Here is a 24,904-nt window from a genome sequence, read left to right as displayed (position 1 = left end):
CAGCAGTAAAACTATCTACCTACAACACCTTCTAATGGCAAAGACAAAACATTAAGCAGGCGATTATTTTTTTTGTAAAAAAAATGCAGATTGTATATGCGATCGCTTACTGTGTTTTAGAGCTTCCTTACAGTATTAAACCTAGCTGAGAAACAACCAGGCTTTTGTGGCTATTAACACTGATTTATGCTCAATTTTTTCGCTGTAATTAATTCTACAATTTATTGATTTTATTATGTTTTTGATGAGCTTTATTCTCATCAGCAGATGCTTTGATACTAGTTTTATATGAGGCTACGCTTGATTCATGTAGGGACAATACTCTGCGGGTACTCCGTTGGATAACCGTAGAGTAGCCCCTTCTCTAGGAGACGCTCCGCAAATGCGTCTGCTCTCCCTGTAGTTTACATAACTCTTATAAGCCCATCTTCAAATAGAAATGGTATGGAACGGAGCGATCGCTATCAAGTTCAGGAAAAAAGCTACTTTTATTTCTCGGCAATTAATAGGGTAGTTAAATACACAAATATTCATTAGAAATTTTTGAAAATCATCAAAAATTTTATATTAATAATTTCTAAATAAATAACTCTTCAGATATTAATTAATAAAAGCTAAGATGTATTAAAAGATTGTTACATAAATCTCTTGGTTATTACTAAATATATATCCATCAACTATTTCTATCGATAGATATTAAAATAGATGATTTAGTTATTTAATCTTAAACAGGAACATGAATATATTTGATTGAGTTTGCTGGAACAGCACTGGAGAACATAAACTATGTCATACGTAAATCGGACAGGTAATGACGTTATTCCTAACGAGCCTGTTATTGCAGGTCGGGTAACTGAATATCACGATCTTGTTCGCTGGGGGCCGATTATTTCTGGTTTGTTGGTTTCTTTAGCCACTCAATTAATATTAAGCGCCATAATTGCTGCTGTTGCGGCAGGCGCAGTTGAAGGTTCAGGTGCACCGAGAACAATTGCCCCTAACGCTGCGGGTAATGCGGGGCTTTGGTCAACGATCGCTTTACTAATTTCCCTATTTACCGGTGGTTGGGTTACAGCCCGTGCTTGCGGGCCAATGAACCGCAATACAGCTCTTCTTAACGGTGCAATCCTTTGGGCAACGACTTTGGCAGTTAGCTCATGGCTGTTAGCAAGTGGAGTATCTGGTGCTTTTGGTGTTGCTGCCTCTAACGCCGGAGAAGTTATAAATCAGGTACAACAACAAGGTGGTGTTAATGTACCACAAGCAAACATCAGTGCCCAACAAGCTAGGGAAGCGGCAGCTAATTTACGTTCGGGATTATGGTGGTTTGTCTTTGGTTCTTTGTTGGGTTTAATAGCCTCAATGATTGGAGCCGTAGCTGGTGCTCGCAGTCCCCGGACTAACAATTACAATCCTTAAAGTATTGTCTGAAAAATTAAAGATTATTTATTTTAAATAAAAGCGCCTTCAAAAAAGGTGCTTTTTGTTTATTCTTTAGCAAGTAAGAATTCAAAATTTAATTATCAACTAAAAAATGGATGACTAAATGGGTTTAAATCCCCCATTTGAAGATTCTATATTCTCTTATAAGTGCATCTTCAAACAGAAATGGTATGAGACATCGGGGCGATCGCTATCAATTTCAAGCTGCTTTTATCTCTTGCCAATCAATGGGGTAGTCAAATACACAAATATCCGTTATATTCCCGTAAGTAACAATTGGTATAAATATTTATGGGAATGGGAAGAAGTTGGAAAAGTCTTAAGACAGTTGCAGGTTTCTTGGGTGCGTTGGGTAAAACCCTTGCCGTAAGCATCGCACTTACACAGTTCGGGGCAAATACTTCGGCAATTGCGGCTGACACCGTTGTTGTGCGTTTAGGTTTATTTACAGAATCCATTTCCCTGGCTGAGTTGCAAAAGGCTGCAAAAACTGGGGAATTACCTGAGAGTTTACAGCCTTTTACTAAAGGATTACCTGAACAACAACGCCGCTTCTTGTTGGGGGCATTGGGCATGAATATACCGATGAATGTTGTCACCATTGATAAGTTAGCTAATACCCAGATTGGCACAAGTATTCTTAGTGACTTCGCTACAGCCTTAGCCCGAAAGGACAAAGCTGGAGTTCAAGCACTAAGAGCAGGATTAGTATTAGGTTCTGCTGCACCGCAGGGTCTTTCTATACTAAGTTTTATCGCCGCTTATCCTAGTAAACGCTTAGAAATTGATTTGCCCCAGGCTTTTATAGTTGCAGGGAATTTGAATACAGCTTTTTGGCGCACGCAGCAATTTATGCTAGCCATCGCTCCCCAACTTGACCCCAAAACACCGCAAATTCATTTCACTTTTGATCCCAGCCAACCAGGAAACGCTGAAGTAAAAATACTCAACTTAAGCCTGAATGACCAAAAGCGCGACCGTAAAATTCCAGTTGATATTTATTGGTCAACTGCTGCAACTCCCGACAAACCCATAATTGTTTTTTCTCACGGCTTTGCGTCAGTCCGTACAGACTTGCGTTACCTAGCAGAACATTTAGCATCCCACGGTTATGTAGTCGCAGCTTTAGAACATCCCGGTAGTAATGGGGAAAATACTAACTTAGCATTACAAGGCAAAACCAGAGTTATGAAACCTCAAGAGTTTTTGTATCGCCCTCAAGATATTAGTTTTGTTCTTGATGAATTAGAAAAGCTCAACCAAACAGCTAATAATCCACTGCAAGGAAAACTTACAACCAATAAAGCGATGGTTGTTGGTTATTCTTTTGGTGGTGCTACAGCTTTAGCACTTGCTGGAGCCGAATTACAATTAGAACATCTGAAAGAACGCTGCAAAAAGAACTTGACTATTTTGAGTCTGGGAGAAAATATACAGTGTATTGCTCAAGAACTACCAGAAAATAGCTATCAACTACGAGATTCCAGAATCAAACAGGCGATCGCTCTCAATCCTACAACTTCTCTGATCTTTGGCGAAACTGGGTTAACTAAGATACAAGTTCCTACCCTAGTATTAGCAGGTTCCGCCGATAAAACTGCCCCAGCTTTAACTGAACAGATTGTGGGATTTGACAAAATCCCATCCCCCAAATGGCTCGTTGGTATAGTTGGGGGTACTCATCTAAGTATAAAAGACCCTAGTACTACTTTGGATCAGGTAGGACAATTAAATACACCGCTTAGTGGCGGTGAAGTTGTGGGTGAAAAAGCAGCAGATGTTCGCAAGTACCTTAAAGCTATAACTTTAGCCTTTGCTGCACAGATGACTCCAGAAGCCAAAAACTACGCCATCTTTCTGACACCAGATTATGCCCAGTTTGCTTCAACTCCTGCATTTCCATTTCGCCTAATTACACAGATTCCTCCTGATGATATGGCAATAGTGAAAGAATTTGTTAATAAATAAGAGACTTCCAATTAAAAAAATATCCAATCTTATATCGGATTACTATAGCTCTTTCAAGGTGTTCAACGAAAATACATTGTTTCAGTGCTATTATCCTAAGTTCTTCGCTCAGATTTTGGGCTTTTTGAAGGTTGAAATCATTAATTTTCGTTCCAAGTTTTACCACCTTGAAAGGGCTATAGCTAGGACTTATATCTTGACAAAAAATACCAGGTATGTATCAATTGAAAACCCACATTTGTCGTAGAGATAATTCATTTAGACTGAATTCTCGATCTTTTACTTAAGTAAAATTATACTAAATTGATACTAAACCTATAGTTGCTGTTGAATCAATACTAAATTTTTACAGTATAAATAACTATTGAGACAGAAACTTTATAATATATTTGTTAAAAATAATAGAAGCTTAAGGGTGTAAAAAAGTAGGACTATCTGCTGGATAATACATGTGTATTCTAGCTAAAATGCCAGAAATAAATGAACACAAGTTGCTTGTTGCAAAAATATGTTTGTGTATTGATTGGCTTAAGATTCTTTAGACTCACAAAAAGGCTTGAGCCTTTTTATCTGCTAAGTAGGTCGGCGCAATTAAAGCGAACTGGCATTCGGGTAGCGGCGACCACAGGAGAAACCCGCATTTCTCACAAGCTTGAGGGGCAGAGGGGCAGAGGAGCAGAGGGGCAGAGGGGAAAGAACTTGGTTTTTGAACTCTCCCCTGCTCCCCCGCTCCCCTGCTCCCCTGCACAAGGCTTTGAGAGATATGGTGAGAAATCCGGGAGAAAGCTGTCATCTGTCCTTGATCATTGGCATTAGTAAGGGCTTTAAGTCTATTTACGTTTCGTAACATACTTGAGGTTTTTCACGGCAACTTACTTATAAACGATAACTAAAGCAGAAATTACAAAATCCTGGCGTATTTGTTTACTTAACTAATAATTAGTTTTAAAGACATAAAACTGGATAACTATTTTTGACTTTTCAATCAACAACTTCTTAAATTTTACACAAGCTTATGCAACTCTATACAACTCTTGAAATCGAACAACTTAAGCAACACGAAGACTTTCCTTACTTACTTGAAATTACGGAGTGGGTGAAAAACTTTTTAGGAAGACCTCATCCTAACTTAGGAAGACCCGGCGCAGTTTGTCCTTTTGTACCTTACTCTCTAAAGTCAAACAGTATTCGTCTAGCAGTTATTCGCACAAAAGATTTGTATCCAGAACAATTAGAAGAGGTTGTTGGACGCTACCGAAGTATCTTTCTTGGAATGGAAGTTAAAGAGCAAGAATTAGCAATTAATAAAGCTTTTTTAATTATCTTTCCTGACATTGATGAAAGAGCCTATCAAGTAATAGATCATGTCCAGCAAAAACTTAAACCTTTGTTTGTTGAATCAGGACTAATGATCGGAGAGTTTCATAAACGCAATGAAAGTCCTGGTCTGCATAATCCAAACTTTCGTCCACTTCGTAGCCCGATTCCCTTATTGGCTATCCGGTTTATGGTTGAGGCTGACCTTCCCTTTCTTCTGAGTCCAACCGATCCACACTTACGTATTAGATATCTGGAAGCTTATTTAAAGCATTTTGGTCATAAATTTACAGATGAAACAAAGTTTAAAAATGCTTATCAAGCGTTAGCTTTAGCAAGAGAAGAACTTACAGCTATTGTCAGGTAACATAGTTTTACCATCATCGAGCGATCGCTCAACACACAATCCTACTAAAACTTTTGAATCAACACCAATTTTTTGTAAGTAATGGGCGAGTTGATTAGCTTGGCGATCGAGTTCTTGGTAAGTTAAATGCCGATTGTCAAAGACGACAGCAGTCACTTCGGGGGTTCGCTGGACTTGTTGCTCGAAGAGTTGATGAAAACAGTAATCCTTTGGGTATGGAGTAACAGTATTATTCCACTCAACTAGTATTAAGTGTAATAAGGTAAAATCAAAACCAGTTTACAAGGTAGTCATACCCGCTCCTATAAATTTTGGACTGCAACTAATACCGTTTCGGGAGCAACGCGAAAAAGTGAGATCATCATCTAATGAGCAGGGGGAGCAGGGGAGGCAGGGGGAGCAGGGGGAGCAGGGGGAGCAGGGGGAGTCAAGAGGCATTCTTAGTATTTTTTACTACCAAAACAGACTGCTTCTACACTTATTTCTTTCTCTTCCCCTGCCTCCCCTGCTTACCCATCTCACTGTTAGAGCATTGCTCCCGCTTAAGCGTAGGCTTAATCAAGATGTGGTGAGAAATCCGGGACTTTGACGAAGGACTGACTATACAAGCTCCTGTTGCTCTTACCGCTCCTGCTATCAACGGTTAATTTTCAAGCATTAACTAAATAAAAAAGTGCTCTCCCAAATTGGGAAGGCGCTTTTTTGTTATTTAAGTGTGCGGTAGTGTAAAAACAATTCACTTCCAACCTGACGAGTTTCGACAAGTTGCAAATGAGGAGCAGCTTTAGGAACAAAACCCTCCCCTTCTACTGGACTAGGGGCATCCTTTCCTCCAAAAATGATAGGCCAAATTGTCAACCACCAGTCGTCAATTTTCCCAGCCTTTACTAGAGCAGCTGTTAAAGAGCCGCCTCCCAAAACTACAACCTTATGAATACCCCGCTCTGCAATCAAGCTGTAGGCCCGATCCCAGTCCAGGTCTGTATCTCCCAAATCAATTAATTCAGCCAGTTTTTGCAAGGTTGTTGCATCAGAATTGCGCTCTAAACCAGTTCGTGTTGTAAATATCCATCGCTCAATGTCTTGACTCCAAAAAGGCAAGTCCAGCGAGAGATCGAGGGAACCTGAGACAACGCAGGTAATGGGTTGAGGAGACTGATTCCTAACCTCACGTGCTGCCAACAGTTCGGGATTGCTAATTTTAAAGCTTACCCCTTCAGCCCGAATTGTCCCTGCTCCTACCAAAATTAGATCGGCAAGTGAGACTTGAAACTCCAAATGTGCTAGATCAACTGCATCGAAATCACGGGGTGCTTGAGGATCTACGGCGCTGATCTTTCCATCTGCCGTCATTCCAAGAACTACAGTTGTTTGGATAGCTGACATGATTACGTTCTAATGGTTCTTTATGATTTTACTCTTTTGAATCCTTGGCATGAATAGTTATTGCATTGTGCTTTAAATCACTTTTCAAGCTATAGCTCAAGGTGCTAAAAGGATTATTGTTGGATTATTGCCTCTAAGCAAAAGTCAATTTTTTACACTTAAGAGACTGTCATGCCTAAACACATATTTGCAATTGTAATTGTCTTAATTCTAATTTTGGGGTTGGCATTTCCAGTTCAAGCTGCAACTCCCCGTTCAAATTGGGTGGAAAATGAAATTTACCAATACAACCATCCCTTTGCTTCTCAATTACCTCAAGAACTGGCAACGAAGATGCAAAAAATGACAGCTAGCCCCTTTGCCTTTTATCGGGGAACAGATCATATTTTTTATCGTGATATGCAGACCTTGCCAAGCTCAGGTTTTGTAAATTCTTCAACCTCTGCGATCTGGTTAGAAGGAGATATGCATTTGCAAAATCTTGGGGGAATGAGAGATGGCAATGATAACAACGTTTTTGACACCACTGATTTTGATGAAGGCTATCTTGGTCCCTACGTTTGGGATTTGCGACGCATGGCAGTTTCCATTCTGTTGGCAGCGAAAGAGAACGGTCTTAGCTCAAGTGATGCTCAAGATATTGTGCGGAATTTCTTGGATGCTTATCTAAATAAGATGAGCGACTTTAAGGGAACCAATGATGAACTGTCATACCGTTTAGATTCCAGCAATACGAATGGTGTAGTCAAAGATTTGATTCAAAATACATCAGGTAAGAGCCGTTCTAGCTTGTTAACGAAGTACACGCAATTAAACAACAGTAACAATCGAGTTTTCCAGACAACCTCGGAACTCCAGCCTGTATCCAGCAGCACCTATTCAGATATTGCTGGAGCTATGAGCAGCTACATTGCTTCAATTTCTAGTAGTAAGCGCTACAACAATAGTTACTACACCCTCAAAGATATTCGACTCAAATTAGGTTCTGGCACTGGTAGTCTTGGTAAGTACCGATATTACTTGCTAATTGAAGGCCCGAGTTCAGCAACCGACGACGATCGCATTTTGGAGATGAAGCAGGAAGGTAGTAGCGCAGTTGCGATCGCCGTTCCAGGTCTGCTACCAACTTCAGTTTACGGAAACCAAGAAGGGGCGCGGGTAGCAATCGCCATAAAAGCGATGCTCTCCAATACCGATCCCTTAGTTGGCTACACTACAGTCAGTAGCATCCCTTTTATGCTGCATGAAAAATCACCCTACCAAGTGGACTTTGACTATACGTTACTAACCACTAAGTCAAAGTTCATGGATGCGATGGGATATGCAGGGAAGGTCGTTGCGAAGAACCATGCCATCTCTGATAAAGACTACGATGCTGCGATCGTTTCTGTAAGTGTTGACAAGGAAGTTACTGATGTTGTGGGCAGTAACAAGTCTGTATTCAAAGACGAAATTGTTAACTTTGCAGTGGACTATGCAACTCAAGTCGAGTATGACTACACGAGTTTTGTTAATGCTTATAACCAGGGGGTGACATTGTACTAAGGAATGTGGATTAAATAAAGTGTAAAAGTAGGGTGTGTTAGCAAAGCGTAACGCACCATTCCAAGTTAAATAAAAAATACCTATTTATAGGCTTTTCAGCGATTTTATCTCTCACAAATGATTTAAGATTGCTATATACATTAGGAATCCTCGATAATTTGAGTGGGCGTATATGGGCAAAGGAAGGTTAGAAGCATTTAGTGATGGGGTGATTGCCATCATCATTACTATTATGGTGCTAGAGATCAAAGTGCCGCATGGGTTCGATTTAGCTGCGCTGCGTCCGCTAATCCCGGTATTTCTGAGTTATGTACTGAGTTTTATTTATATCGGTATCTACTGGAATAATCACCATCACTTACTACAAGCAATCAGACAGGTTAATGGGCGTATCCTTTGGGCTAATCTGCATTTGCTGTTTTGGTTGTCGTTAATTCCCTTCGTCACTGGTTGGATGGGCGAGAATCACTTTGCTGCTATGCCAGTTGCCCTTTATGGTACGGTGTTGATGTTAGCTGCGATCGCATACTACGTTCTTACCCGCGCCCTGATTTCTTACCACGGTAAGGATTCAACATTAGCGATCGCAGTCGGTGAAGACTTCAAGGGAAAAGTCTCGGTGGTGTTTTATGCTGTAGCTATTCCACTTGCCTTTGTGAACTCATGGTTTGCCTGTGCATTGTACGTTTTAGTCGCAATTATCTGGCTTATCCCTGACCGTCGCATAGAAAAGACTCTCAGTGAATTTTAGATTTCTTAAGCTGCAACTTTTTCCTCAGAGGTAGCAAAGAGATAGTGAAAACTTGGCGAAGCATTTATTAAACGATGTCTCCACGGGGCTATGCCTACGTATTTTTAATCCAATTACTATTCTTAAAAAAGAATAAAATTTCCCCTCCCATTAGGAACTTATTTAGTAAAACTTGTTTATAGATTTACGAATAGCGAACATTGTTAGAAGCAAGCCTGATTAATTCTTCAACATTGTTTGAGATTGTATTGCAAATCGCATTTAAAGGTAAGTCATTAGGATCAAACCCGAAAGGTTCTTCAATTTCTGAGCCAATTTGCTCAATACTTAATAAGGTAAAACTTACAAAAGCCATTATTAAACCAGTCCACCAATTCAAAAAGCTAACAATTTCCAAAGGTAAGATCAAGCAAAAAATTAATAACAGTTGTCTAAGTTTGATAGTATATATCAAAGGCAGTGGCGTTTTTAAAATGCGTTCACAACCACCTAAAATATCTACTAAATCATCTACGCAATTATGCAGAGTAGTTAGTTGATAGACATTTAGATATTTACAATCGTGCTGATACTGCAAGTAATCTCCTATCCAGTAAGCAATTTGTAATGGCGGATGATTAGTATCTTGAAGTTGTAAGTATTGTTTTTCAGACATTAAAGATGCTAACTGAGTGTCTAAAGGTGCCGATCTTAAATGTAACTTCATTGCAACAGCAAAAGCAGTTACTAACCGAAGTATTGCTTCTTTTTCTACTCTATCTTGCGGTGTTTGCTCTTTAACTATTATCCAAATTCCCCGAGTTAAGTTACGAGATGTATTAACTAAAGATCCCCATAGTTGCCGACCTTCCCAAAATCTATCATGGGCTGTATTTGTCCGAAAAACTAATAGTAATGTAAAACCAATATTAAAACTTAAAACAGCATTAGTAATAATACTACTTGAATTTGTAAAAGCTATTGGCAATCCTAAAGAATATAAAAGTGATATTAAAAGACCATAGGCAGTACAAAAAAATACCCAAGGAATAATGTTAGAAATAATTGACCTTTCAAGCCGCATAGTTACTTGAAACCAGTTCAACTTTTCGCCCTTGTAAAGGTGATACTTTTCTATCAAAGAGTTTTTGGAATTCTTTTGAAAATAGCGAAGTCTTTTCATATTGGTAAAGTTTGACGATTACATCAATTAGCAAACTAGCTTTTTTGGCTGAAGTTATCTTGCTTAAGCAAGATAGATGCAAGATGTAGGTTTGCAGATAGCGACTGTCGTGCAACTCTAATCAACACAAGTTATAGTTCTAACATTGAAATTTATTTCTGTTAACCCTCTTTAGATAGGAAAATTCCGTAAATTTGGGCAATTATTCACCATAAGCTTAGTTTTTTGGCTATTTTAGTCAAAATTGCTGGCATTTCACTTTTTTATCTGAAAATTGAGTAATTTTCACCTTTATTTCCAGTAAATACGTAAATACTCACTTTTTCTCACTGACAAAGCATAAAACAAGGAAATATTCTAAAACTTGTGATATCTAAAGTTTTCTAAAAATAGAGTGCTGACGATTCAGTTGTAAATTTATGCTTTATTTGTCTGAAGCTTGAGACTGCACAAATTCAATCAATAATTAAGTTTGCTCATGCTAGAAATACCGCCAGAAATTGAGAACCAAATTAAAAGATGGCATCGAGATGCAGTGATATTGCACTCTATTTTTATAACCTTGGGAGTAACTTCTATACTCTCATCTTTGATTGTTGCAACCTTTGTTGAAGAACTTGGAAACTTTCGGACAAAAGTTTTTGCTGCAATTAGCGCTGGTTCTGTAGGAATTATTAATACGACAGGTGTTGGACGAAAGGGTAACGGATTTCGTCAAGCCCAAAGACATTTAAAAGCTGAAACAATAAGATTCAGTGCTGGAAAAAGTTCTATTGAGGATTTAGCAAAAGCTTTTGCAGAAGCAGAATCGATGATAGGAGATGTAGAAATTAAGATCCGAGATTCATCAAATTCATGATAACGATATCAAATTACCAGATAAAGTAGGTATGATGGCGATCGCTGGCGTTTCTGAGAATATTAGTCTGAAACGCCCAACTGCCACCGCTTTTTAATTATTACCACTTTGAGCCTGCTGGTAGCGACGCAAAACAGATTGGATATTTTTTTTACAAACCTCTTCACCAATTACCTGAGAAAGCGATCGCCACAACTGGGAACCCACTTGTTTGATATAGTCGTGTTCATAACTTATCTGCACCGCAATTTCCGCATAGGTGCGTCCCAGCCAACTTTCCAGCAAAACTATAGATTGAACATCATTAAGTCTTTGCCCAAAGGTAGAGCCTAAAAGAGTATCGACTAGATTCAGCGCCTCTTGTGCTGTCATGGGTTAGCCTGCTTTATTTATCGGTTGAACTTATGATATTTCTGTTTTTAATGATGTTTTTATGTTGCCTGTTACATTTTTTTACAGGAACAACTCACTTTTTCTTACCGACAGAGCGATCGCATTTGGATTAATAATTAATACAGTGTAATTAAATTATGCTTATCTCTCAAATTATAAAAAGGAGATCAACTCTATGAAATTTGGTATTGATATGGGACACAATTGCCCTCCAGATACAGGGGCAACAGGCATCAAGCAAGAAGATGTTTTAACTAAAGCAGTTGGCACACAATTGATACAAAAACTCAGAGCAGCAAATCATACCGCTATCGATTGCACTCCCACAAGCGCTAGTAGTGTAACTGATTCTCTGAGACAACGAACTAATAAGGCCAATGCCAATAACGTTAATGTCTATGTTGCGATTCACTTTAATAAATTTAATGCTAAAGCTCATGGCACAGAAGTTTACGCCATTAGTAATGCATCACAAGGTATTGCTGAATCAGTTCTCAAAGAGATTGTTCAACTTGGTTTTTATAATCGAGGAGTCAAAGATACAGGTTTCTTTGTTTTAAAGAATACACAAATGCCAGCTATTTTGATTGAGTGCTGCTTTTGTGATGCCAAAGTAGATATGGATCTATTCGATGTTGAAAAAATGGCAGAAGCCATTAAAGATGGATTAATAGGTAAGCCGAAGACTATTGAACCTAAATTTGATAAAAAATACGTTTTAGAAATTACAACTAAAACCTTTTTGAAGCCTTCTACAGAACAGGCATCAGATTTAGCAAAAGATTCTATCTTTGATATTGAACCAGGAGATTACCCAATTTTAGATGTCCGTTTTGAAGAAAATCATTATTGGGTTAAGTGGCCTAATAAAAGTCAAGGAAACAGAAACGAGCATTTTGTTTTTGCTGGACATGCCAAAGTTATAGAAAAAGATTAACTAATTCTATTTCAATCATTCATTAACATCTATAACCCCGACTTCAGTAAGAAGCCGGGGTTATGCAAATAGTTTTTAATAGTAGAAATACATCATTACTAGATGATTTAGTAAACAATTATTTTCATAAAGATTTAGCAACAATATTTCTACAAGCTGGTACTGAAAGGACAAAAATTATTGGTGAGTTCGAGCTATTGGATTTCACAATTTCTGCCCTGCGTAAATCGAGCGCACTTCACCGTTACGACGGATGACTGCTTCGCCATTACTAACTTCTACAAGTGTCCAACCGCTTGAGCCAATGCTTTCACCCATATTTATGCGGCGAGTCACGCCGTCAATTTTAAACAAAGCGGCAGATTTGTTACCTAACTCTAACAATCCTTCTAAAGTATTACTCGGAGCAACTGCGATCGCAGTTGCCGGATATACTTGTTCCTGGGTAATAGTTGGTTCTGACTCTGGCGCGAGTGCTGCACGTAATGGAACCACTGGTAATGCAGGCAGAGGTTTGGGTGTTTGCCGCACGGTAATAGGTGCAGTTCGTCCAGCGACAGGTTTAAGTTCTGCTTGCACAGCCGCAGCCAACATACTTACAGTTACAGGCTTGGCAGCTTGCCGCACTGTATTCAGGGCACTTTTCACAACATTAGGTTGAGATCCCTGGAATGCGCTGGCAACTTTTGGTATGAGTGTAGGAGTTCCAGGAATCGCCGGTAGGGCGTAGCGCATTGGCGATGGCGCTTGATAAACGGGAACGTAGATCCGCTCAACAACGCTGCCAGAACGGTTAGGGGCTGGTGGTGTATTGTTAGCTAGAAGTGGAAGTGGTGGTAAATTACCAGTTGTTTGCCCGTTACCAAAGGCTATTTGATTAGTATTCCTCTGAGTGGTGAATCCCGATCCGCGAGATTTTTGATTGCTTTTTACTTCTTGCTTGTCTATAACTGCCAGCGCTCCCAGCATATAGTCAACCAAATCTGCCTCAATTTCTACTTTTGTTGGCAACTGTGACTGCGATTGCGGCGCTAGAAGAGCTTGCTGAGTTAAGTTGGTATTTAAAAGATATACAACTCCAGACTGCACCAGATAGATAATACTAGCGATCGCCACTCCTAAAGTTGTTCCTATAATCAGCAGTTTGCCTAAAGTCCGACTACTTTTCTGACGCTTTCTACTAACTGCTTTAATAGTGCCGTTATCAAAGACAACGGTACTCAAGTGCTTGTGGTTATCTTGAACAACTGACTGTCCGTTTGGTAAAATAATCTGCGGGATCGTAACTGTTTGCAGAGGTACATATTCTGAAGGTGACTGGCGTTGAGCTTGGGAGGAAACCCCAGCAAAAGACTGACTCGATTTGTTCTGTCTAGCGTGCCTAACGGTTTGTGAAGGCAGATTATCACTAACATCCAGAATGTAGTCGATATCGGCAAACAGTTCATCCATTAGGCCATCAGCATAGTTTTCTATCGACCAAGGCTCGTTGGCGATTAAGTCTTCTGATGGTTCCGGTACTATGAGACGGGTGCTGGCTTCTTGTAACATAGACTTTCTGGGTTATTGCTAGGACGAGGAAACGCCGCGCCTACTGCCTGGGAATTAGGATTACAGATGAAATATCCAATCCGCCGTCTTATTGAGACGAGTTGGTTGAGCGCTGGTATTAAAATGAACTTGAATCTGGGGATGGTTGATGATAGCAGTACTAATATTTATGTCATCTATCATACCAATCTCCCTCCCTACTACTATACTCAGTCTTTATGAACTTTGTGTTAAGCTAACGCTGGAAACTCATGCTGGCTCTTGGTTCTACGTAATTCTAAATATAATAATAAAGCGTTAACATCGGCTGGGTTTACACCACCTATACGTGCAGCTTGACCAAGAGTGAGTGGTTTTACGTGAGTTAGCTTTTCCCGTGCCTCTTTAGAAAGAGTATCAATTGTTGTATAGTCTAAATCCGCAGGTAACTGGCGGTGCGCTTGGCGGGCAATTTGGTCAATTTGATTTTGTTGCCTAGCGAGATAGCCAGAATACTTAATGTCAATTTCTGCACCTTCTTTCTCGGCGCGGTTGAGGTTGGGGTTTCCCAGTCCAAACCTGTCGAGGTCAACGTAATGGAATCCCGGACGGCGCAGTAAGTCATTGAGGGTAATTGAACCTTTGATTGCTTGTTGGGTATTAGATGCGATCGCTATTCCTATTTCATCATGTTCTTTGACTCGTGTAGCTTGCAATCTCTGCTTTTCTGTGGTGATGTTTGATTGTTTTTGGGTAAATAGATCCCATCTGCGATCGTCAATTAAACCAATTTCTCGTCCCAAGGGTGTCAAACGTTGGTCGGCATTGTCAGAACGCAATAATAAGCGGTACTCTGACCTACTGGTGAGCATTCGGTAAGGTTCCCGTAAATCTTTGGTACATAGGTCATCAATTAGTGTTCCAATGTAGCTTTGCTCGCGGGCAAACACAATCATTTCTTGAGAACTAGCAAATCGAGCCGCATTAATTCCCGCCACAAGCCCTTGGGCTGCCGCTTCCTCATAACCTGTAGTACCGTTAATCTGCCCAGCACAAAACAGTCCAGCAACCTTCTTGGTCATCAGTGTGGGATAACACTGAGTAGCAGGTAAATAGTCATATTCCACAGCATAGGCTGGACGCAGCATCACACATTTTTCCAAACCGGGGAGAGTTCGCAACATAAGTAACTGCAAATTTTCTGGCAACCCTGTGGAAAAACCTTGGATATAAAGTTCGGGTATATCTCGCCCTTCTGGCTCAATAAAAATTTGATGGCTTTCCTTATCGGCAAAGCGCACAATCTTATCTTCAATACTGGGACAATAACGCGGCCCTTTGGCTTCCACCCAACCGCCATAAACTGGCGACAGGTGTAAATTATCTTGAATTAGGCGATGGGTTTCGGCAGTGGTGCGGGTGATATAACAAGGCATCTGTTCCCGTTTTACCCACGCATCTGGATCAAAACTAAACCAGCGAACATCTTCATCCCCTGGCTGGATTAGCATTTTACTATAATCTGCCGATCGCTTGTCTACCCGTGCTGGGGTTCCAGTTTTGAGTCTTCCGGTTTCAAATCCCAGGCGATTTAGGGTTTGTGTCAATCCCTCGGCCGCAAATTCTCCAGCGCGTCCGGCTGGCATTGATTTGTTACCAACCCAAATTTTGCCCCCTAAGAAAGTGCCAGTTGTCAAGATGACAGCTTTACATTGAAAACCTACACCAAAATAAGTTTCAACCCCGATAACTTCATCATTAGCACCCAGCACCAAATCTGTAACCATACTTTCGCGAATTGTCAAGTTTTCTTGGTTCTCGACAATATTCTTCATCACTGCTGCATATTCGCGCTTGTCTGTCTGGGCGCGTAATGCCCAAACAGCAGGCCCTCGTGAAGAGTTGAGGATACGTTTTTGCAGGTAAGTACGGTCTGCTACTTTAGCAATTTCCCCACCGAGTGCATCTACCTCATGAGTCAACTGAGATTTGGCCGGGCCACCCACTGCTGGATTACAGGGTTGCCAAGCGATTCTATCCAAGTTGAGCGTCAATAACAGGGTACGACAACCGAGGCGTGCAGAGGCCAAAGCCGCTTCGCAACCGGAGTGACCTGCACCGACGACTATGACATCAAAAGCGTCTTGGAATTCAACGGAATTGTGCATGGTCATACTTACAGGATCGGCAAGCTTAGAGTTCTTTTCAATTTTAACTGTTCCAGTGGTTTCATGGATGTAACTTTCTAATAAAAAAGTTATCAAATTTACTAGTACTCAATTAGAGATAATTTTTCATTTTTAAACTTGAGTATTAAAGAATAAATATAATATTTATTAAAATTTGTGACAACGTTCCGGTTTATTTATGACAGTTATTGTTCACTTAGTTAGTTATTAATACAATTCAATCCCTGATTGATATGTATTTGATGATTTGTATAATTAGGATAAAACTCAAATTCAGGAACAATAAAATACTTATAACTTGAAGTCATCAATAACAGAAATTTCAAGAATTTAATTATTTTGGATCTTTGAATAAACTAAAGAATTATTTAAAAATGAAGCTCACCATCAGAAAACAAAAAAATATTACTAAATTTTTTAGAAAGGCAAGTTTTATCGGTATAGTTATCGGGATGATTTTTGTCTTAGTAGCTAGTAATGAGATTACCCACCATCAATTTGCTAGAACTGCTCAACCATTAAACGTATGCTCGAAAACTGGTTCATCACCTTGTATAGATACCTCTAAACAAACAATATCAAAACCATTTTTTCCCAACCCAGAATTAAATGGAAAACAGCGTTTTTTATCTGCGGTTAGCCAGAAGTTACCCACAATTCCCCAGCCTGGTACTTATGAATATACTTTGCTACGAACTTATGGGGCAGTCTTTGTAAATCAAGATGTTGGAATTAAACTACCGCCAAAAAATATCCTTATTAACGAACAGGAAACCCAAGAGTTTCAATCTACTTTAACAATGGTTCATATTAATGATACTAATGATTGCTATTTACAAAAATCGGCGGCTGATGCTCTAAATAAAGCGCGAGTTAAACAACACATACCGCTAAAATCTGGTTATGGTTCTGGTGATTGTACTCGTACTTTTAACACGAATTTAAGATTTTGGCAAAAATATGCTAATAATCAAACTTTAGCAAAAGTTCAACAGGGCAAAGAAACAAAAATTCTCGGCTTAGTTGCACCTCCTGGAACTTCGCAACATCTCTGGGGATTAGCAATTGATTTACGTGTAGATAGTAAAGAACAAAGAAAAGCTCTCAATCAAAATGGTTGGTTTCAAACTGTAGAAAATGATGTTCCACATTGGACTTATGTGGGTTTAACTGAAGATAATTTACCTCTATTTGGTTTTAATAAACAAGTTGTCCGGGGAATTACTTATTGGATTACACCACTTTAATTATTGATGATGTCGTCTTGTTTTGTGGGCATTACTAGTAGAAGGAATTTATTCTCGGATTAAACACGAGAACAAATAAATAGTACTATAAAGTTTTTTAAGGTTAGGTTTTGAGGGCAAATGAGCGGAAGAAGAAATGTTTTACCCTTCAAAGATAAGAGCCTTCAGTTTATGTTTTCAGCAATATTTTATAAGTTGGGATAGATAACCTCAAAGCGTTCACTAAGCTCGACTTTATCCAAAATTAAGAACTCGCTTTCTTTATCCGGCAAAAACCCTGGTTTTTTGGCAAATACTTTTTCTATATCACAGATTATCGCTCAATTACAAAAACTAAAACTAGCTTTCTACAAGGGTTTAAGAGCTAGGTTTTGGGTTTTGTAAAAATGGATAAAGTCGAGCTAAGAGGATGTTTGAAAAGTCCTCTTGTCGGTATCAAAAATTTTAGATCCCCCTAAATCCACGCCACTTGCTTCACTTGGGGAGACCCCAAGACCGCAGTGGCTCCCCTTAAAAAGGGGGACTTTGATTCTGGTTCCCCCCAATTGATCGGGGGATTTAGGGGGGATCTAAAAGTGCCTAAAGTCACAGCGAAACACTTGTTCATTCAACCTCTAAGCTGAAAGCCAAACTAGGCAGACTTTTCTTTCATATAGACAAAAGCGATCGCGGCGAATCTGTTACAAAAACTTTACATGATGATAGATAATTTTGCGCGTATCTTGTCTTTACCCCAAAAAAAGAGGTTTTGAGGCATAGCCGTAAGCCATAAGTAATAAAAAGAATGGACTGCTTGAAAAAAAGAATAGGGGTAGATAACATATATCGGCATGGTATGGTCAAAAAGTCACCTCGCCAGAAAGAAAAGCACAGCTGCTGAATATAAGTTTGGATGAAACTAAAGCCCAAAATCACGATTGCTGACCACTCACATTGCACAGATATACCCAAGGCAATACCAAAACAGCAAGAAGAAAATCATGTCAGCACTTCAGTTTCTCTTACTCGAATCTAATCTTCCCGATGCAGAAGTCGTGCAAGCCACGCTGAGAGAGGGCGGGATTGACTGTGAGCTAGTGCGGGTAGACACTCGTGCTGCTTTTATTAGGGCACTGGAGAGCAACGCCATTGACTTGATTTTGGCAGATTATGCCTTGTCTAGTTTTGATGAGATTGCGGCACTAACGATCGCCCGTCGCCTACGTCCTGAAATACCGTTTATTTTCATCTCTGGCAGTTTGGGCGAAGAATTGGCGATCGCAGCGATCAAGCAGGGCGCGACAGATTATGTACTCAAGCAACGCTTAGGGCGGTTAGTGCCATCGGTACAACAAGCATTGCAGGAAGTACCGGAACTTGACAAAGATATTACCAAGCGCAAACAAGCTTTATCAGCCGTTGATTTAGACCTGAGAGATACGCAACTGCTGCACGAACTGAGCGCGAGGCTTGTAACCCAAGGTGACATTCAGACGCTTTACCAGGAAATTCTAGCTGCTGCGATCGCTCTCACACGAGCAGATGCGGGATCGATCCAAATTCTGGATGAAGCGACGCAGGATCTCTTGCTGCTTGCCACTCAAGGCATAACGCCAGCAATGATTGAGCATTTCTATTGCGTCAACGCGGATTCAAACACGCCCTGCGGTATGGCATTGATAAGGGGCGATCGCACCTTTGTTGATTTTGATGTGCCAGAGAGTGACGACCCGCATGGCTCGATGCGAATGCACTTTGAGGCAGGACTTCTCTCGGCACAGTCCACGCCGCTGATTTCGCGTTCAGGTAAAGCGATCGGTATGTTTTCAACCCATTGGCGCAAACACCATCGACCGAGCGATCGCGAACTGCGCTTTCTCGATTTACTCGCCCGCCAAGCGGCTGACCTAATTGAGCAGCGACAAGGTTTATCAGCCCTGCGCGAATCGGAAGCGCGTTTTCGCAATATGGCTGACCATGCGCCCGTAATGGTTTGGATCTCCGAAGCGGACGCGACTTGTACCTATTTGAGCCAAAGCTGGTATGAATTTACCGGACAAACGCCCGCCACCGGATTGGACTTCGGCTGGCTCAATGCGATGCACCCGGACGATCGCAACGAGGCGGAAAGAATTTTCATCGCCGCCAATGCGAACCGTGAGGCTTTCCGGCTCGATTACCGTCTGCGGCGCAAAGATGGCTCTTACGCTTGGGCGATTGACTCAGCGCAGCCGCGTTTTTCGGAGACGGGCGAATTTCTGGGCTACATTGGCTCGGTCATTGACATCACCGATCGCAAACGCGCCGAAGTAACCTTGCACGAATCGGAAGCGAAACTGGCAATCGAACTCACCAACGTGCAGCAGTTGCAGCGCATCAGCCGCAGTTTTATTGAGGAAGACAACACAGGCGCGCTTTACGAACAGCTTCTCGATGCCGTGCGGGTGATAATGCGTTCGGATATGGCGAGTGTGCAAATGCTTTCGCCCGAACGAAACGAGTTGTTCCTGCTCGCTCATATAGGTATCGCTCCCGAATCGGCAAAGTTTTGGGAGTGGGTGCGAGCAGATGACACGACTTCTTGCGGTCTGGCGCGATCGCTCGGTGAGCGGATTTTAGTCCCCGACGTAGAGCTTTGGGATTTCGTCGCCGGCACCGAAGACCTGACGCATTACCGACTCTGTGGCATCCGCGCCATGCAGTCAACGCCGCTTGTCTCGCGCAATGGGCGCGTGATCGGCACGATTTCGACGCACTGGCGCGAACCGCACAACCCGAACGAAAGAGAATTGCGCCTGCTCGACGTGCTGGCGCGGCAAGCCGCCGATTTAATCGAACAGCGAACGGCAGAAGCAGCCCTGGGCGAATCGGAAGCAAAATATCGATCGCTATTTGAATCGATCGACGAAGGCTATTGTCTGATTGAGATGCACATCGAACCAGGCGAACCCTTAGATTATCGCTTCATCGAAACCAATCAAGCCTTTGAGGAGCAATCGACCCTGATCAACGCGCAGGGCAAGTGGATGCGTGAGCTTCGACCCAATCATGAGGAGTCGTGGTTTGAGATTTACCGCGATGTCGCGCTGACGGGTGAACCGATTCGCTTTGAACACGGCGGCAGAGAGTTGGAAAACCGATGGTTTACGCTTTATGCCTTTCGCTTTGGACAGCCAGACCAGCGGCGCGTCGCCGTTCTCTTTAACGACATCACCGATCGCAAACGCTCAGAAGAACAGTTGCGCCGTGCTGCCGAAATGGATGCGTTTCGGGTGAATTTGTCGGATGCACTGCGATCGCTCTCCGACTGTGCCGAGATTCAGGGCGAGGCGGCGCGCTTGCTGCGCGAGCAACTTGATGTCGGCTGGTGCTACTACAACGAGTTTGATGAGACGGGCACAGTTGCGACAATTCTGCAAGATGCCGTGAAGGAAGGCTTGCCTTCGGCAGTAGGCGTTCACGACCTCTCGGATGTGCCGGAGTTTACCGATTGGCTGCATTCGGGAAGCATATTTAATGTCTCGAACTTCGCTACTTTTTCATTGTTCAACCGGCGCGTCGTCGAACGCTACGCCTCAATCGGTATGCACTCAGTTTTGGGTGCGCCGCTTGTCAAGAACGGGCGGCTGATCGCGGTCTTCCTGGTAGCTGATACGTCGCCGCGAGAATGGACAGATGAGGCGATCGCGCTTTTGCAGGATGTTGCCGAGCGCACCTGGGCAGCAGTCGAACGCGCTCGCGCTGAAGAATCCCTACGTGAATCGGAAGCCAAATATCGATCGCTGTTCGAGAATGTCAACGATGGTTTCTGCATTATCCAAATGCTGTATGACAATGGACAGCCAATCAATTACCGTTTTCTAGAAGTCAATCCGGCATTTGAAACCCAAAGCGGATTCAAGCAGGTGATTGGTAAAACTGCCTATGAACTGACACCAAATCTAGAAGCCGTGGCTTTCACCAACTATGAAACGGTTTTGACCACGGGCGAACCAATCGAGTTTGAAATTCTGCCAATAGATACAGGACGATACCTCCGAGTAGCAGCGTATCCGTACGGCGATTCCCAAAACAAACAACTGGCGATCATATTTTCTGACATCACCGAGCGTAAACGCCGTGAACATCATCAATCCATGCTTTCGCAAATTTCGCAGGAGCTTGTCGGGCTAGAAAATATCCCGGAAACGATGAATCATCTCAGCGAAATGATCGGGCGGTATTTTGAGGTAACACAATGCGTGTTTACCGAACTCACGGCAGACTTTGAGATTGCGATAGCCGCTTACGGATGGAATGCTCAAGGGATACCTTCAGTCAAAGGGACTTATCGGATGAGGGATTTCCTTACAGATGAGCAAATTGCAGCGAATATGGCTGGCGAGGCATCAATTGTGAACGATACGCAGACCGATCCTCGCGTTAGTGCTGAGAGATACGGCGCTCTGGGCATCCGGTCGTTTGTCATTGTTCCGCTAGTGCGCGACAACGTGTGGCAATTTATGATTTCCATCATTGATAATAAACCTCGGCAGTGGCGTGAGGATGAAATTGACTTAATACGAGAAATCACTAGCCGAATCTGGACGCGACTAGAACGCGCCCGCGCCGAAGATGCGATGCGCGAATCAGAAATCCAACGAATGCGAGAACAAGCTGCCCGCGAAGAAGAACGCCAACGCGCCGAATCTCTAGCAGAACTTGATCGCGCCAAAACCCTTTTCTTTAGCAACGTCAGCCACGAATTCCGCACGCCGCTAACGTTGATACTCGCTCCGGTGCAAAATGTCTTGAGCGATTCGGTAAATCCCCTAACTTCTTTACAACGGGAACAGCTAAAACTAGTACACCGCAACAGCTTGCGTTTGCTGAAACTTGTTAATACCCTACTCGACTTCTCCCGCATCGAAGCCGATCGCCTGAAGGCAAACTACGAACCCACCGACTTATCCACCTACACGGCTGAACTGGCAAGTGTTTTCCGCTCGGCGATTGAGAATGCTAATTTAGAGTTAGTTGTCGATTGTCCTCCCCTGCCCGATCCCATTTACGTTGATCGAGAAATGTGGGAAAAGATTGTGTTGAATCTACTCTCCAATGCCTTAAAATTTACCTTCGACGGTATGATTTCTGTCTCGCTCAAACTCGTTCAAGAGGAAGTAGGGAGCAGGGGAGCAGGGGAGCAGGGGAGCAGGGGAGCAGGGGAGCAGGGGAGAGTTATTCTACAAGTTCTTTCCCCTCTGCCCCTCTGCCCCTCTGCCCCTCTGCCCCTCTGCCCCTCTGCCTCTTCGTTGAATTGATGGTCAGCGACACGGGCGTAGGTATTTCCGCTTCCGAACTACCTCACCTCTTTGAGAGGTTTTATCAAGTCAAAGGCGCGAAGGGGCGCAGCTATGAAGGCTCAGGCATTGGCTTGTCTCTGGTGCAGGAACTTGTCAAGCGGCACGGCGGCGCGATCGCAGTTACGAGCGCAGTAGACCAAGGCACAACCTTCACCGTCACCATCCCCACCGGAATCGCCCATCTACCCGCCAACCAAATTTGGGTTGCCTCGACACTGCCATCAACGGCTGTAACTGCAAATGCTTTTGTTGAAGAAGCCTTACATTGGCTACCTGAACAAGAGGAAGGGGGCAGGGGGCAGGGGGCAGGGGGAACTGCCCTTGACGAAAGCACAGAATTTCAAGTTCAAAGTCCGGAGATTCAGGCACAAAGTCCGGAGGTTCAGGCACAAAGTCCGGAGGTTCAGGCACAAAGTCCGGAGATTCAGGCACAAAGTCCGGAGTTTCAGGCACAAAGTCCGGAGGTTCAGGCACAAAGTCCGGAGATTCAGGCACAAAGTCCGGAGATTCAGGCACAAAGTCCGGAGATTCAAGCTCCATTCCAGTCTTCCCCCTTGCTCCCTGCTCCCTGCTCCCCTGCCTCTTGTAATCAAGGCTCCAAAAGGGCGCGTATTCTCCTGGTGGATGACAACGCCGATATGCGCGGCTATCTCAAGCGGTTGTTAAACCAGTATTATGAGGTGGAAACTGTAAATGACGGGTTAGCCGCACTGACTGCGATCCGGCGTAGTGGAAGTGCCATCTATGACTTGGTGTTAGCAGATGTGATGATGCCCAGAATGGATGGATTGGAGTTACTGCGTTTGCTTCGCAATCCGCCTTTGGCGGACTCGCTACGGGCTTCACCAAATACCCAGACAATTCCGATTATTTTGCTCTCTGCTCGTGCTGGTGAAGAATCACGGGTGCAAGGTTTAGAAACTGGCGCAGATGACTACTTAATTAAACCTTTCTCGGCACAAGAACTATTAGCGCGAGTCAATGCTAACCTCCAACTGGTACAACTGCGACGCGAAGCAGTCTACCGCGAACAGGTGATGCAGGCGGTACAAACACTCAACGATCGCTTAGAGCAACAGGTGAAAGCGCGGACTGCTCAACTAGAAGCCATCAACCAAGAACTAGAGGCGTTTTCTTCCTCAATATCTCACGACTTGCGAACGCCGCTACGCTACATCAGCAGTTTTGCTGAACGGTTGCAAGGCAAGCTCAATGCAACCCTCGTCGATGCATCCAGTTTGCAAACCCTCAATATTATTACAAAATTTGCTCTTCAAGCAGAAAAAATGGTAGACGACTTGCTAGAATTTTCCCACCTGGGAAAGACAGAAATGTATTTGACTACTGTTAATATCAGTCAATTAGTACAAGAAGTGCGAGAACAATTACAGCCAGAACTGGTTGGGCGATCGCTCCACTGGGAAATCGAACCATTGGCAACGGTAGAGGCTGACCCGATATTGCTGCGGCTAGTACTACAAAATTTGCTGTCGAATGCCGTCAAGTACACCCGCAATAACACCGAAGCTGCCATCAAAATTGGTAGGATTGAACAGGAGCAGGAAGTGATATTCTTGGTCAAAGACAATGGTGCAGGGTTCGACATGAAATACTGCGATCGACTATTTAGCATATTTCAACGGTTACATCCCCAGGAAGAGTTTCCTGGGACGGGAGTCGGGCTTGCCACTGTACGGCGGATCATTCATCGACATGGCGGACGCATCTGGGCAGAAGGCGCAATCGACCAGGGCGCAACGTTCTACTTTTCGCTGCCGAAACGTGAGGCACAATTATGACAGGACTGCGGTTTGTTTTGCTGGAAGACAATCCCCTTGACGCAGAGGTAATAGGTGTCACCCTAACCGATGGCGGTGTTGATTGTGAACTGCTTCGAGTAGAAACTCGCGCTGAGTTTGTGAAAGCATTAGAAACCAATGCGTTTGATTTGATTTTGGCAGACTATACCTTGCCCGGTTTTGATGGCATTTCCGCCTTGAAAATTGCCCAGAAGCTTTGTCCTGACACGCCCTTTATTTTCGTCTCTGGCAGTATGGGCGAAGAATTGGTGATTGAAGCGCTGAAACTGGGAGCCACCGACTATGTGCTAAAGCGCAACTTAGGGCGGTTGGTTCCTTGTGTCCAACGAGCGCTGCGAGAAGCCCAAGAAAAGCGCGATCGCCAACTTGCCGAAGCCCGCTTGCATCAAGTCGCGGCCAAACTGCCTCATGGTGCTGTGTTCATTGTGGATCGAAATTTACGCTACCTGCTGGCAGAAGGCGAAGCGCTGGAGCAGGTCGGCATGACTACTGAAAACTTTATCGGCAAAACACTCTGGGAAGCCCTCGAACCCGCCCTGGCAGACAGCTACGAACCCTACTTCCGTCAAGCTCTTAATCAGTAAACCAAAAAGTTTTTTCCCAAGAGCGATCGCTAATCAAGATTACGTACTTTAAAGTACTATATACTACAAAATATATAATTAATGC

17 protein-coding genes and 2 pseudogenes are annotated in these 24,904 nt (G+C 42.9%); 12 read left to right on the top strand and 7 right to left on the bottom strand.

The window, feature by feature from the left end; genetic code table 11:
• Nucleotides 1-786 precede the first annotated feature (786 nt).
• The 4 genes from V7K42_RS18930 to V7K42_RS18915 all read left to right on the top strand — a co-directional run bounded on the left by V7K42_RS18930 (nt 787) and on the right by V7K42_RS18915 (nt 5,095).
• Nucleotides 787-1,419, top strand: a complete 633-nt coding sequence (locus V7K42_RS18930; protein WP_334918706.1) for a hypothetical protein — start codon at nt 787-789, stop codon at nt 1,417-1,419.
• Nucleotides 1,420-1,546: 127 nt separating this feature from the next.
• The gene (locus V7K42_RS18925) at nt 1,547-1,813 is read left to right on the top strand and encodes a hypothetical protein (protein WP_334918704.1); all 267 of its coding nucleotides are present in this window, start codon (nt 1,547-1,549) and stop codon (nt 1,811-1,813) included.
• Entirely contained in the window at nt 1,741-3,411 is a 1,671-nt protein-coding gene (locus tag V7K42_RS18920; RefSeq protein ID WP_334918702.1) for an alpha/beta hydrolase, read from the top strand. Before V7K42_RS18925 ends, V7K42_RS18920 begins: the two co-directional genes overlap by 73 nt.
• Nucleotides 3,412-4,426: 1,015 nt before the next feature.
• Nucleotides 4,427-5,095, top strand: coding sequence for a DUF6875 domain-containing protein (locus tag V7K42_RS18915; protein WP_334918700.1), 669 nt, complete (start codon nt 4,427-4,429; stop codon nt 5,093-5,095).
• Between the two features lie 15 nt (nt 5,096-5,110).
• Here V7K42_RS18915 and V7K42_RS18910 read toward each other — a convergent pair.
• Both V7K42_RS18910 and V7K42_RS18905 read right to left on the bottom strand, forming a co-directional pair.
• Nucleotides 5,111-5,350 (bottom strand): annotated as a pseudogene (locus V7K42_RS18910) (AMP-binding protein); the annotation flags it as partial.
• Nucleotides 5,351-5,800: 450 nt separating this feature from the next.
• A complete protein-coding gene (locus V7K42_RS18905) occupies nt 5,801-6,481 on the bottom strand; it encodes a RibD family protein (protein ID WP_334918698.1) in 681 nt (226 codons plus the stop codon).
• A gap of 171 nt (nt 6,482-6,652) precedes the next feature.
• Here V7K42_RS18905 and V7K42_RS18900 point away from each other — a divergent pair, with 171 nt between their 5' ends.
• Entirely contained in the window at nt 6,653-8,026 is a 1,374-nt protein-coding gene (locus V7K42_RS18900) for a DUF2252 domain-containing protein (protein ID WP_334918696.1), read from the top strand.
• A 172-nt stretch (nt 8,027-8,198) separates the two neighbouring features.
• Nucleotides 8,199-8,777, top strand: a complete 579-nt coding sequence (locus V7K42_RS18895; protein ID WP_334918694.1) for a TMEM175 family protein — start codon at nt 8,199-8,201, stop codon at nt 8,775-8,777.
• A gap of 184 nt (nt 8,778-8,961) precedes the next feature.
• On the opposite strand, the gene V7K42_RS18890 is transcribed toward V7K42_RS18895, so the two are convergent.
• Complete coding sequence (locus V7K42_RS18890; protein ID WP_334918692.1) at nt 8,962-9,939, bottom strand: bestrophin family protein; 978 nt, start codon at nt 9,937-9,939, stop codon at nt 8,962-8,964.
• 478 nt (nt 9,940-10,417) lie between these two features.
• Here V7K42_RS18890 and V7K42_RS18885 point away from each other — a divergent pair, with 478 nt between their 5' ends.
• Complete coding sequence (locus tag V7K42_RS18885; RefSeq protein ID WP_094327554.1) at nt 10,418-10,798, top strand: hypothetical protein; 381 nt, start codon at nt 10,418-10,420, stop codon at nt 10,796-10,798.
• A gap of 93 nt (nt 10,799-10,891) precedes the next feature.
• Here the strand turns inward: V7K42_RS18885 and V7K42_RS18880 are convergent, their stop codons facing one another.
• Nucleotides 10,892-11,170, bottom strand: coding sequence for a hypothetical protein (locus V7K42_RS18880; protein WP_334918690.1), 279 nt, complete (start codon nt 11,168-11,170; stop codon nt 10,892-10,894).
• 196 nt (nt 11,171-11,366) lie between these two features.
• Here V7K42_RS18880 and V7K42_RS18875 point away from each other — a divergent pair, with 196 nt between their 5' ends.
• The gene (locus tag V7K42_RS18875) at nt 11,367-12,128 is read left to right on the top strand and encodes an N-acetylmuramoyl-L-alanine amidase (RefSeq protein ID WP_334918688.1); all 762 of its coding nucleotides are present in this window, start codon (nt 11,367-11,369) and stop codon (nt 12,126-12,128) included.
• Nucleotides 12,129-12,332: 204 nt separating this feature from the next.
• Here the strand turns inward: V7K42_RS18875 and V7K42_RS18870 are convergent, their stop codons facing one another.
• From V7K42_RS18870 to mnmG, 3 genes are read right to left on the bottom strand one after another with little or no spacing between them, the layout of a single operon-like run.
• A complete protein-coding gene (locus tag V7K42_RS18870) occupies nt 12,333-13,679 on the bottom strand; it encodes a hypothetical protein (protein ID WP_334918686.1) in 1,347 nt (448 codons plus the stop codon).
• Between the two features lie 60 nt (nt 13,680-13,739).
• The gene (locus V7K42_RS18865; RefSeq protein WP_334918684.1) at nt 13,740-13,862 is read right to left on the bottom strand and encodes a hypothetical protein; all 123 of its coding nucleotides are present in this window, start codon (nt 13,860-13,862) and stop codon (nt 13,740-13,742) included.
• A gap of 47 nt (nt 13,863-13,909) precedes the next feature.
• Entirely contained in the window at nt 13,910-15,832 is a 1,923-nt protein-coding gene (mnmG, locus tag V7K42_RS18860; protein ID WP_334918716.1) for a tRNA uridine-5-carboxymethylaminomethyl(34) synthesis enzyme MnmG, read from the bottom strand.
• Nucleotides 15,833-16,221: 389 nt separating this feature from the next.
• Here mnmG and V7K42_RS18855 point away from each other — a divergent pair, with 389 nt between their 5' ends.
• From V7K42_RS18855 to V7K42_RS18835, 4 genes and pseudogenes are all read left to right on the top strand, one after another.
• Nucleotides 16,222-17,094: a D-alanyl-D-alanine carboxypeptidase family protein gene (locus V7K42_RS18855; RefSeq protein ID WP_334918682.1), complete on the top strand. Its 873-nt coding sequence runs from the start codon at nt 16,222-16,224 to the stop codon at nt 17,092-17,094.
• Between the two features lie 980 nt (nt 17,095-18,074).
• Nucleotides 18,075-22,373, top strand: coding sequence for a GAF domain-containing protein (locus V7K42_RS18850; RefSeq protein ID WP_442938595.1), 4,299 nt, complete (start codon nt 18,075-18,077; stop codon nt 22,371-22,373).
• Nucleotides 22,364-24,214, top strand: a pseudogene (locus tag V7K42_RS18840) (ATP-binding protein); the annotation flags it as partial. The gene V7K42_RS18850 and the pseudogene V7K42_RS18840, both read left to right, overlap by 10 nt.
• Nucleotides 24,211-24,819: a response regulator gene (locus tag V7K42_RS18835; RefSeq protein ID WP_334918680.1), complete on the top strand. Its 609-nt coding sequence runs from the start codon at nt 24,211-24,213 to the stop codon at nt 24,817-24,819. The pseudogene V7K42_RS18840 and the gene V7K42_RS18835, both read left to right, overlap by 4 nt.
• Nucleotides 24,820-24,904 lie beyond the last annotated feature (85 nt).

The organism is Nostoc sp., from assembly GCF_036917455.1.
Classification (GTDB): Bacteria; Cyanobacteriota; Cyanobacteriia; order Cyanobacteriales; family Nostocaceae; genus Nostoc.
This window is presented reverse-complemented; position numbering and strand designations above follow the sequence as displayed.